The sequence below is a fragment of the Accumulibacter sp. genome (assembly GCF_023806625.1).
Classification (GTDB): Bacteria; Pseudomonadota; Gammaproteobacteria; order Burkholderiales; family Rhodocyclaceae; genus Accumulibacter.
In genome coordinates this window covers 1-10,914 of the sequence record NZ_JAMTDX010000094.1, presented here as the reverse complement: position 1 = coordinate 10,914, position 10,914 = coordinate 1, and the positions used below count along the sequence as shown (strand labels likewise).

Sequence of the window (10,914 nt, the reverse complement as noted above, 5' to 3'; positions counted from 1 at the left end):
GGCCCGCGCCAGACTACTCTTTCGCACCGCCGAGGCGGTCGAGGCGCAGCCGCTGGCGCTCGTCGAAGAGGCGGCGCGCGGCGAGGCTGACGGCGACGATCGTCCCGAATCCGGTGCCGCCGGCGATCAGGAACATCACCAGGATCTGGTACTTGACCGCTTCGACCGGCGGCGTGCCGGCGAGGATCTGACCGGTCATCATCCCCGGCAGACTGACGATCCCGGCGGCGGACATCGCGTTGATGATCGGGATCATCCCGACGCGGATCGCCTCGCGCCGGCTGTCCGAGATCGCCCGCCGCCAGTCGTCGCCGAGCGCCAGCCGCGACTCGATGACTCCGCGGCGCTGCGCGGCGTCCTGGGTCAGCCGGTCGAGGCCGAGCGAGATGCCGTTCATCGTGTTGCCGAGAATCATCCCGAGCAGCGGGATCGCGTACTGCGGCGCGTACCAGGGATCCGGTGAAACGACGACGAGCAGCGCGACGACGGTGATGGCGAACGACGAAACGAACATCGACAGCGTGCCGACGCCGAAGCCCCACGCGCCGAGGAAACGGCGCTTCTGGCGGACCATCACCTCGCGCCCGGCGACGAGCAGCATCAGCGCGGCGAGCAGCGCCACCCAGAGCGGATCGGCGTTCTCGAAGAGCAGCTTGAGCACCAGGCCGATCAGCAGCAGCTGGACCGTGCTGCGCGCCGCCGAGACGAGCAGCGGCTTGCCGGCACCGATGCGCATCCGCGAAGACAGGCCGGCCAGCGCCATGATCAGCAGCGCGGCGACGCCGAGATCGAGCGACGAGAGGGCGATCACGTTCATCGCCGGTCGCCGGCTTCGAGGCGGCCGTCGACGAGGACGAAGCAGCGCTGCGCGACGCGCGCGATCTGCTGCGCGTCGTGACTGACCCAGAGCAGCGCCGCCCGGTGCTCTTCGCGATACGCCGCGAGCAACGCCTCGACGCGCTGCGCGCTCGCCGCGTCGAGGTTGCCGGTCGGCTCGTCGAGCAGAACGACCGGCGGTTCGAGCATCAGCGTGCGCAGCAGCGCGAGCCGCTGGCGCTCGCCGGTCGAGCAGCGGGCGACCGACCAGTCGATTGCCTCGCGCGGCAGGGCGAGTTCGTCGAGCCACTCGCCGCGGACGCCGCCGGGGAAGTGCGCGCCGACTGCGTCGGCCCACCATTGGCTCTCGGCAGCGACCAGGGCCACCGAGCGCCGCCACTGTGGGGCCGGCAGACGCGAGCACGCCGTGCCGTCGAGCCAGGCTTCGCCGTGGTGCGGGTCGAGGTCGGCGATCGCGCGCAGCAGCAGCGTCTTGCCGCTCCCCGATTCGCCGGCGAGGCAGACGCACTCGCCGGCGGCGATGGCCAGGTCGACGGGCCCGACGTGCCGGGCGCTCAGTCGGTCGAGCTGCAGCCTGGCCGGCATCGCGGCTCCTCGTCGTTCATCGGCGATCACGCGGCGCGCGCTCGAACGCCGGCGCTTCAGCCGCGCGCCCCGGGCGCGGCGCGCGCGACGATCGCCGCGGTGTCGACGCCGGCCGGCAGCAGACCGAAGACGTCGCCGGCACCGGAACCGGCGAGCCGCGACGCGCAGAACGCGTCGAACACCGCCTCGGTCGAATGCTGGCGCAGCAGAACGGCCTGCAGCAGCAGCGCGACGTCGCGCGCCAGGCGCCGGGCGCGCGCCTCGTCGACGGCGCCGGCGATCGCCCGGCGAACCGTCTCGAGCGTCGCCGCGATCGCCGGATGGGCACCGCGCACCGGGGCGACCTCGCGCTCGAGCGCCGCACCGACCTCGGCGCTGCGCAAGGCGCGCAGCAGGTCGAGCGCCATGATGTTCCCGGCACCCTCCCAGATCGAGTTCAGCGGCATCTCGCGGTAGATGCGCGCCATCACGCCCTCGCCGTGCTCCTCGACGTACCCGTTGCCGCCGAGGCACTCCATCGTCTCCTGCGCAAAATGGCTGCCGCGCTTGCAGATCCAGAACTTGGCGACCGGCGTCAGGACGCGGCGGATCAGCGCCTCGTGGCCGTCGTCGCCGTTCTCGCTGCGCTCGACGGCGCGCGCCAGGCGCAGCGCCAGCGCCGTCGCCGCCTCGCTCTCGAGCGCGAGGTCGGCGAGGACGTTCTTCATCATCGGCTGGTCGATCAGCCGCCGGCCGAAAGCCTCGCGTCCTGCCGCGTGATGCAGCGCCAGCGCGAGCGCGTGGCGCATCAGCCCGGCGGTTCCGAGCGCACAGTCGAGCCGGGTGATCGTGCCCATCGCCAGGATCTGCGCGACCCCGCGCCCTTCCTCGCCGACCAGCCAGGCGGTGGCGGCGTCGAACTCGACCTCCGAACTCGCGTTGGCGTGGTTGCCGAGCTTGTGCTTGAGTCGCTGGACGGCGAACGCGTTGACCGAGCCGTCGGGCCGGATCCGTGGCAGGAAGAAGCACGACAGGCCGGCCGGCGCCTGCGCGAGGATCAGGAAGGCGTCGCACATCGGCGCCGAGCAGAACCACTTGTGTCCGGTGATCCGGTAGCGGCGGCCCCACGCGTCGTCGGCTTCGTACTCGGCGCGGGTCGTGTTCGCGCGCACGTCCGATCCACCCTGCTTCTCGGTCATGCCCATGCCCATGGTCAGACCGGACTTCTCGTCGAAGGGCAGGAAACGCGGATCGTAGCGATCGCTGGCCAGGCCCGGCCCCCACTGGCGAAGGATCGCGCGGTTCGCGCGCAGGGCCGGGGTCACCGCGTAGGTCATCGAGATCGGACAGAGGATCGACGGTTCGCACTCGGTGAACAGCATGAACGCCGCGGCCCGTTCGACGTGCGCTCCGGGGCCGGCGAACCACGGCGTGCCGTGCAGCCCGTGGCGCATCGCCGCGGCCATCAGCGCGTGGTAGCTCGGATGGAAGTCGACCTGGTCGATCCGCCGCCCGAAGCGGTCGTGGCTTTTCAGCGAGGGCGCGAAGTGGTTGGCCAGCCGCGCGTGGCGCTGCATTTCGGCCGACCCCAGCTCGGCGCCGAGCGCGACGAAGCGCGCCTCGTCGCAGCCCGGCAGATTGAAGCGCAGCGCATCGGCCAGCGCCCGGTTGCCGGTGAACAGATTGACGTCGGCAAAGTCCGTGCTCTGGTTGAAGACCTCGTGCGTCGTTCGCTTCATCGCATTTTCCGTCGGCAGGCGTCCGGCCAGCCGGCCACGCGTGCGACTTGCACGCCCGCGCCGGGGCACCGCTCGATGATGCCACAGCGTGGCTCGCCGGAGAATGGCCCGCACCGGCCGGCGTCGGATGTTGCGGCGCAGCTTGCCAGCGGCGGGATCAGCCTGTATGGTGCCGCGCGTCTGCTTATATCGTATACGATCCTCGGAGGATTGCCGACGCGGATGCCCTCGGTGCTCGAACTCGTCGCTGCCCAGAAGGTGCCGCGTCTCAGCGCCTCGGACCATGTCGCGCAGTCGCTGAAGAAGGCGATCGTCGAAGGTCTGCTGCCGGCTGGGCAGCTGCTGCGCCAGGACGAGATCGCCAGCCACTTCCACGTCAGCAAGATCCCCGTTCGCGAGGCGCTCAAGCACCTCGAAGCGAAAGGACTGGTCAGCTTCGAGCGCCACCGCGGCGCGGTCGTCGCCGCGCTGTCGTCGTCCGAGATCAACGAGTACATGGACATTCGCGCGCTGCTCGAAGCCCGTGCGGCGCGACTTTCGGCAGCGGCGATCAGCGAGGCGCTGATCGGCGAGGCGCGCCGGTACCTCGAACAGTTCGCCGAGGCGACCGACGCCACCCGCTGGGGCGAACTCAACTGGCTGTTCCACTCGACGCTCTACGGCGCCGCCGGTCGACCGATCCTGCTCGCCGAGATCCGCTCGCTGTACAACAAGGTCGAGCGCTACGTCCGGGCGCTCCTTTCCGTCACCAACGAAATGCCGAAGACCCAGCGCGAGCACGCCGAGATCCTCGACGCGTTCGCCCGCCGGGACCCCGACGCGGCGGCAGAACTCACTCGGGCGCATGTGCTCGATGCGGGTGCGTCACTTGTCAGCCATCTCGACGAACACCGTCACAGCAAAGGAGGAAACGCATGAAGACACGCATCCTGGCAGCCGGCTTCGGTCTGCTTTCGCTGGCCGCGACCAGTGCCTGGGCCGACATCCTCGTGGCCATCGCCGGCCCGATGACCGGGCAGTACGCCTCGGCCGGTGACCAGATCCGCAAGGGTGCCGAACTGGCGGTCGCCGACATCAACGCCAAGGGCGGCGTCCTCGGCCAGAAACTCAAGCTCGAGATCGGCGACGACGCCTGCGATCCGAAGCAGGCCGTCTCGGTGGCCAACACGATGGTCAACAAGAAGATCGCCTTCATGCACGGCCACTGGTGCTCGAGTTCGACGATTCCCGCCTCCGAGGTGTACAACGAGGCGCAGATCGTCATGGCCACCGTGTCGACCAACCCGCAGGTCACCGAACGCGGACTGAAGAACATCTTCCGGATCATGGGCCGCGACGATCAGCAGGGCGTCGTCGCCGGCAACTACCTGGTCGACCACTTCAAGGGCAAGAAGATCGCCGTGGTCGACGACAAGAGCGCGTACGGCAAGGGGCTCGCCGACGAGATCGCCAAGGCGATGGAGGCCCGGGGCGTCAAGCCGGCGCTGCGCGAGTCGATCACCGCCGGCGAGAAGGACTACTCCGGACTGGTCAGCAAGCTCAAGTCGGCCGGAATCGAAGTGCTGGCCTTCGGCGGCTACCATACCGAGGTCGCGCTGATCCTTCGTCAGGCGCAGCAGGCCGGCCTCAAGCTGACGGTCATGGGCGGCGACACGATGACCAACTCCGAGCTGGTCACCGCCGCCGGTCCGATGGCCGACAACGTGCTGTTCACCTTCGCTCCCGATCCGCGCAAGAATCCGGCTGCGGCGGCGGTGGTCAAGAAGTTCCGCGACGCGAAGGTCGAACCTGAAGGCTACGTGATGTACGCCTACGCGGCGATGCAACTGTTCGCCGAAGCCGCCCAGAAGGCCAAGAGCACGAAGTACAAGGACCTCGAGAAGGCGCTGCGTGAGGGCAGCTTCGACACGGTGATCGGCAAACTGAGCTTCGACGCCAAGGGCGACAACAAGCTGCCGGGCTTCATGGTCTACCAGTGGAAGGGCGGGCAGTACGACTACGTCAAGTAGTCGCGCTCAATCCCCCGCGGGCGCCGTCGCGGCGGCGCCCGGTGAAGCCTGCAACCCCGCGCGGCGGCCCGTCGAGCCGCCGCCAGACTGGCCACCGGAATAGCGCATGACTGCCGCCGACACCCCACTGCTTCGCCAGCGCATCCGCGAGTACCATCGTCTCGACGAGCAGCGGGTCGTCGACGAACTGATCGCCTTGGCCCGCTGCTCGTCGTCCGAACTGCAGGGAATCCGCCGGCGCGCGACGCCGCTCGTCCAGACGGTCCGCGACAGCCGACTGAAGGCCGGCGGAATCGACGCGTTCCTGGCCACCTACGACCTGTCCTCGCGCGAGGGCGTGGTGCTGATGTGCCTCGCCGAGGCGCTGCTGCGCATCCCCGACTCGGCGACCGTCGATCGCCTGATCCGCGACAAGATCGGCAACACCGAGTGGGAACGCCGGCTCGGCGCCTCGCACAGCACCTTCGTCAACGCCGGCACCTGGGCGCTGATGCTCACCGGGCGGATCGTCAATCTCGACAACGACGATCGCGACCTCGGCGGAACGCTCAAGCGGATGGTCGCCCGTGCCGGCGAACCGGTGATCCGCCAGGCGGTGATCGCCGCGATGCGCATCCTCGGCCGGCAGTTCGTCATGGGCCGGACCATCGGCGAGGCGCTCGAGCGCGCGCGCAGCGCCGGCAAGGCCGGCTACTACCACTCGTACGACATGCTCGGCGAGTCGGCACGCACCGGCGCCGACTCGCTGCGCTACTTCGAATCGTACTGCGCGGCGATCGCGGCGATCGGCGACGAGTCGGCCGGCCGTCCGGTCTTTCAGGCGCCGTCGATCTCGATCAAGCTCTCGGCGCTGCACCCGCGTTACGAGGTCGCCCAGGAGCAGCGCGCCCGTCACGAACTGCTGCCCGCGGTCAAGGCGCTGGCCGTCCGCGCCAAGGCCCGCGACATCGGGTTCACGATCGACGCCGAAGAGGCCGACCGCCTCGAGCTGTCGCTCGACCTGATCGAAGCTCTGGCGACCGACCCGGAGCTCGCCGGCTGGAACGGTCTCGGACTCGCCGTCCAGGCTTACCAGAAGCGCGCCCTGCCGGTGATCGACTGGCTCGCCGACCTTGCCCGGCGCGGCGGCCGGCGGCTGGCCGTCCGCCTGTGCAAGGGCGCCTACTGGGACGCCGAGATCAAGCTCGCCCAGGAACGCGGCCTCGCCGATTACCCGGTGTTCACGCGCAAGGTGTCCAGCGACGTCTCGTACCTCGCCTGCGCGCGTCGCCTGCTCGCCGATCCGCTGGCTTTCTACCCGGCATTCGCCACGCACAACGCGCACACCCTCGCCGCCGTCGCCGAAATCGCGATCAGCGCTGGCGGCAGCGACGAATGGGAGTACCAGCGACTGCACGGGATGGGCGCGGAACTCTATGACCAGATCGTCGGCCCGGCGAAATGGGCGCGCGCCTGCCGCGTCTACGCACCGGTTGGCAGCCACGAGGATCTGCTCGCCTACCTCGTCCGCCGGCTGCTCGAAAACGGGGCGAATTCGTCGTTCGTCAACCGCATCGCCGACGCCGCGCTGCCGATCGACCAGTTGATCGCCGACCCGGTCGCCCGGGCTGCTGCACTGGCCAGCAAGCGCCAGCCGCGCATCCCGCTGCCGCGCGAGCTCTTCGGTGCCGCGCGCGCCAACAGTGAAGGACCCGACATGAACGACCGACAGAGCCTCGAAGACCTGCGCGGAGCGATCGCCGGCAGCCGGCGGGTCGCCTACTTGGCCGCCCCGCTGATCGACGGCCATCCGCGTCACGGCCAAGCCCGGCCGGTGTGCTCGCCGGCCGACCGGCGCGAGACCGTCGGCGAGGTCGTCGAGTCTTCGCTCGCCGACGCCAGCGTCGCACTGGCCGTCGCTCAGGCGGCGTTTCCGGCCTGGGACACAACACCGGCGGAGCAACGCGCCGCGGCGCTCGAGCGTGCCGCCGACCTGATGCAGGGACGGCTGCCCGAACTCGTTGCGCTGATCGTCCGCGAGGGTGGCCGCACGCAGGCCGATGCGGTCGCCGAGGTGCGCGAGGCGATCGACTTCTGCCGCTACTACGCGGCGCAGGCGCGCGAGAAGTTCGCCGAGCCGATCGCCCTGCCCGGCCCGACCGGCGAGCGCAATACGCTCGAGTTGCACGGGCGCGGCGTTTTCGTCTGCATCAGTCCGTGGAATTTTCCGCTGGCCATCTTCGTCGGGCAGATCGCCGCTGCGCTCGCCGCCGGCAACGCGGTCGTCGCCAAGCCCGCCGAGCAGACGCCGCTGGTCGCCGCACTGGCTGTCGAACTGCTGCACACCGCCGGCATCCCCGGCGGCGTGCTCGCCTTCCTGCCCGGCGACGGACGGATCGGCGCGGCGCTCGTCGCCGGTCGCGAGTGCGCCGGTGTCGCGTTCACCGGCTCGACCGAGGTCGCCCGGGTGATCGCCCGCACGCTCGCCGAGCGCGAAGGGCCGATCGTCCCGCTGATCGCCGAGACCGGCGGCCAGAACGCGCTGATCGCCGATTCTTCGGCGTTACCCGAGCAGGTCGTCCGCGACGCCGTCGCCTCGGCGTTCAACTCGGCTGGCCAACGCTGCTCGGCGCTGCGCGTCCTCTTCGTCCAGGAGGACATCGCCGACCGGGTCTGCGAAATGCTTGCCGGCGCGATGCAGGAACTGCGCATCGGCGATCCGGCGGAGATCGCCACCGACGTGGGTCCGGTGATCGACGACGCCGCACGCGAGGTGCTCGAGGCGCATGCGCGCCGCCTCGACAGCTTCGCGCTGCCGATCCACTGCTGCACTCTCGACGACGAAACGACGCGCCACGGCAGCTTCTTCGCCCCGCGCGCCTACCAGATCGACAGCCTCGCGCGTCTCGAGCGTGAAGTCTTCGGGCCGATCCTGCACGTCATCCGCTGGCCCGGCGACGACCTCGACCGCGTCTGCCAGGCGATCGCCGACACCGGGTACGGACTCACGCTCGGCATCCACAGCCGGATCGACGAGACGGTCAGGCGAATCACCCGGCGCCTGCATGTCGGCAACACCTACGTCAACCGGAACATCATCGGCGCGGTTGTCGGCGTCCAGCCCTTCGGCGGCGAAGGCCTGTCGGGGACCGGCCCGAAAGCCGGCGGACCGCACTACCTCTACCGCTTCGCCAGCGAACGGACTCTGTCGGTGGACATCACCGCAGCCGGCGGCAACGCCGGCCTGATGGCGCTCGACCAGGATGCCTAAGAATGGTCAAAATGGGGACAGACCCCGTTTTTCCGGTGGATAAATGGGGACAGACCCCGTTTTTCCGGAGAAAAAACGGGGTCTGTCTCCATTTATTGCCATTTTTAGGGCGCAAGACGAGGAGATGACATGGCGCTTGCCCTGCAGCAACTGATCAACGGCCTGACGCTCGGCGCCGTCTATGGCCTGATCGCGATCGGTTACACGATGGTTTACGGGATCATCGGGATGATCAATTTCGCTCACGGCGACATCTACATGGTCAGCGCGTTCATCGCGATCACCGGCTTCACGCTGCTCGCTGCCTTGGGGGTCAGCTCGGTGCCGCTGGGGCTGGTCCTCGTCCTGCTGCTCGCCGTCGCATTCACTTCGGTCTATGGCTGGACGGTCGAGCGGGTCGCCTACCGGCCGCTGCGCGGGTCGACGCGCCTCGCGCCGCTGATCTCGGCGATCGGCATGTCGATCTTCCTGCAGAACATGGTCCAGCTGACCCAGGGCGCGCGCGTCAAGCCCATCCCCCCGGTGCTCGTCGGCGGCATCGACCTGCTGACCATCGACGGCTTCACGGTGCGCCTGGCCTACTCGCAGCTGCTGATCGTCTTCGTCACGCTCGCGCTGATGGGCGGTTTCACCTGGCTGATCACGCGCACCTCGTTCGGCCGACAGCAGCGTTCGTGCGAACAGGACCGGACGATGACTGCGCTGCTCGGCATCGACGTCGACCGCACGATCTCGCTGACCTTCATGCTCGGCGCCGCGCTCGCGGCGGTCGCCGGCGTGATGGTCACCGTCTATTACGGCGTCGTCGACTTCTTCATCGGCTTCGTCGCCGGAATCAAGGCGTTCACCGCCGCCGTCCTCGGCGGCATCGGCTCGCTGCCCGGAGCGATGCTCGGCGGCCTGCTGATCGGGCTGATCGAAGCCTTCTGGGCCGCGTATCTGTCGGCCGAGTACAAGGACGTGGCGACGTTCAGCATCCTGATCCTCGCGCTGATGTTCCGCCCGTCGGGCCTGCTCGGCCGACCCGAGGTGGAGAAGGTCTGATGAGCACGCTGGTTTTCGCGCAGCATCCGGTCTCCCTGGCCGAGCGGCTCCGCGACGCGTCTGCCGTCGCGTTGATCACCGTCCTCCTCGGCATCCCGATGATCGGCCTGACCACCGTCGACCAGGGCGGCAGCCTGCAGGTCGTCACGCGCTGGCCGGCGCTGGCCGCTTTCGTCGCCGCCGGTTTCTTCGGCCGGCTGCTGCTGCGCTGGGCGATCGACCAGTGGCAGGCACGCCGGCGGACGCGCACCGCCGCAGCATCCTCGGCGACGCGGGGGGTCAACCCGTTGCTGCGCCGCGGCGGCTGGCTCGCGCTGGGTGTCGCGCTGGCCCTGCCGGTCGTCTTCCCGGAGAATCGCTACGTCGTCGACACCGCGACCACCGTGCTCATCTACGTCATGCTCGGCTGGGGGCTCAACGTCGTCGTCGGCCTCGCCGGTCTGCTCGACCTCGGCTACGTCGCCTTCTACGCCGTTGGCGCGTACACCTACGCGCTGCTGTCGACGCAGTTCGGGTGGACATTCTGGGAGTCGCTGCCGGTCGCCGGGGCAATGGCCGCGACTTTCGGCGTCCTGCTCGGCTGGCCGACGCTGCGCCTGCGCGGCGACTACCTGGCCATCGTCACGCTCGGTTTCGGCGAGATCGTCCGCGTGATCCTGGTCAACTGGACCGAAATGTCCGGCGGCCCGAACGGGATCACCTCGATTCCGCGCCCGACCTTCTTCGGCCTGCCGTTCAGACCGCCCGGTGACGAACCGACCTTCGCCTCGTTCTTCGCACTCGAGTACTCGCCGAACCAGCGGCTGATCTTTCTCTATTACCTGATCCTCGCGCTCGCCCTGCTGACCAACGCCTTCGTCACGCGCATGCGCCGCCTGCCGGTCGGCCGCGCCTGGGAAGCGCTGCGTGAGGACGAGATCGCCTGCAAGGCGATGGGCATCCACGCGCGCAACGTCAAGCTCTCGGCCTTCGCGCTCGGCGCGATGCTCGGCGGCTTCGCCGGGGTGTTCTTCGCCGCGCGCCAGGGCTTCATCTCGCCCGAGTCGTTCACCTTCAATGAGTCGGCGATCATTCTGGCGATCGTCGTCCTCGGCGGCATGGGCAGCCAGCTCGGGGTCGTCCTCGCCTCGCTGGTCCTCGTCCTGCTGCCCGAGCTCGGCCGTGACTTCGCCGAATACCGCATGCTGCTCTTCGGCGCGGCGATGATCCTGATCATGATCTGGCGACCCGGCGGTATCCTCGCCCACCGCGAACCGACGCTGCGCTACCACGGCGCCGGAGCCGGCCGATGAGCCCGCAAACTCCACCGCTGCTCGCCGTCGAGCGGCTGACGATGCGCTTCGGCGGGCTGCTGGCGATCGACGACCTGTCGCTCGACGTCGGCGCAGGTCAGATCACCGGCGTGATCGGCCCGAATGGCGCCGGCAAGACGACCTTCTTCAACTGCCTGACCGGCTTCTACAAGCCGACG

At 69.3% G+C, this 10,914-nt stretch carries 9 protein-coding genes; 6 read left to right on the top strand and 3 right to left on the bottom strand.

The window, feature by feature from the left end; genetic code table 11:
• Window positions 1–13 precede the first annotated feature (13 nt).
• From fetB to NFW05_RS14915, 3 genes are read right to left on the bottom strand one after another with little or no spacing between them, the layout of a single operon-like run.
• Window positions 14–817 (bottom strand): iron export ABC transporter permease subunit FetB, encoded by an 804-nt coding sequence (gene fetB / locus NFW05_RS14925; protein ID WP_295308584.1) that lies wholly within the window; start codon window positions 815–817, stop codon window positions 14–16.
• The gene (locus tag NFW05_RS14920) at window positions 814–1,422 is read right to left on the bottom strand and encodes an ABC transporter ATP-binding protein (protein ID WP_295308581.1); all 609 of its coding nucleotides are present in this window, start codon (window positions 1,420–1,422) and stop codon (window positions 814–816) included. Before NFW05_RS14920 ends, fetB begins: the two co-directional genes overlap by 4 nt.
• Before the next feature lie 56 nt (window positions 1,423–1,478).
• A complete protein-coding gene (locus tag NFW05_RS14915; RefSeq protein ID WP_295308578.1) occupies window positions 1,479–3,140 on the bottom strand; it encodes an isovaleryl-CoA dehydrogenase in 1,662 nt (553 codons plus the stop codon).
• Window positions 3,141–3,215: 75 nt separating this feature from the next.
• On the opposite strand from NFW05_RS14915, the gene NFW05_RS14910 reads away from it, so the two are divergent.
• The 6 genes from NFW05_RS14910 to NFW05_RS14885 form a co-directional block, all read left to right on the top strand.
• Window positions 3,216–4,058 (top strand): GntR family transcriptional regulator, encoded by an 843-nt coding sequence (locus NFW05_RS14910; RefSeq protein ID WP_295308575.1) that lies wholly within the window; start codon window positions 3,216–3,218, stop codon window positions 4,056–4,058.
• Window positions 4,055–5,149, top strand: coding sequence for a branched-chain amino acid ABC transporter substrate-binding protein (locus NFW05_RS14905; protein WP_295308572.1), 1,095 nt, complete (start codon window positions 4,055–4,057; stop codon window positions 5,147–5,149). The genes NFW05_RS14910 and NFW05_RS14905 overlap by 4 nt, the downstream gene beginning before the upstream one ends.
• Before the next feature lie 106 nt (window positions 5,150–5,255).
• The gene (putA, locus tag NFW05_RS14900) at window positions 5,256–8,399 is read left to right on the top strand and encodes a bifunctional proline dehydrogenase/L-glutamate gamma-semialdehyde dehydrogenase PutA (protein ID WP_295308569.1); all 3,144 of its coding nucleotides are present in this window, start codon (window positions 5,256–5,258) and stop codon (window positions 8,397–8,399) included.
• A gap of 129 nt (window positions 8,400–8,528) precedes the next feature.
• Window positions 8,529–9,443: a branched-chain amino acid ABC transporter permease LivH gene (locus tag NFW05_RS14895; RefSeq protein ID WP_295308566.1), complete on the top strand. Its 915-nt coding sequence runs from the start codon at window positions 8,529–8,531 to the stop codon at window positions 9,441–9,443.
• Window positions 9,443–10,735 (top strand): high-affinity branched-chain amino acid ABC transporter permease LivM, encoded by a 1,293-nt coding sequence (gene livM / locus NFW05_RS14890; RefSeq protein WP_295308563.1) that lies wholly within the window; start codon window positions 9,443–9,445, stop codon window positions 10,733–10,735. Before NFW05_RS14895 ends, livM begins: the two co-directional genes overlap by 1 nt.
• Window positions 10,732–10,914: ATP-binding cassette domain-containing protein (locus NFW05_RS14885; RefSeq protein ID WP_295308560.1), on the top strand; the 183-nt coding region annotated here is incomplete at its 3' end. The genes livM and NFW05_RS14885, both read left to right, overlap by 4 nt.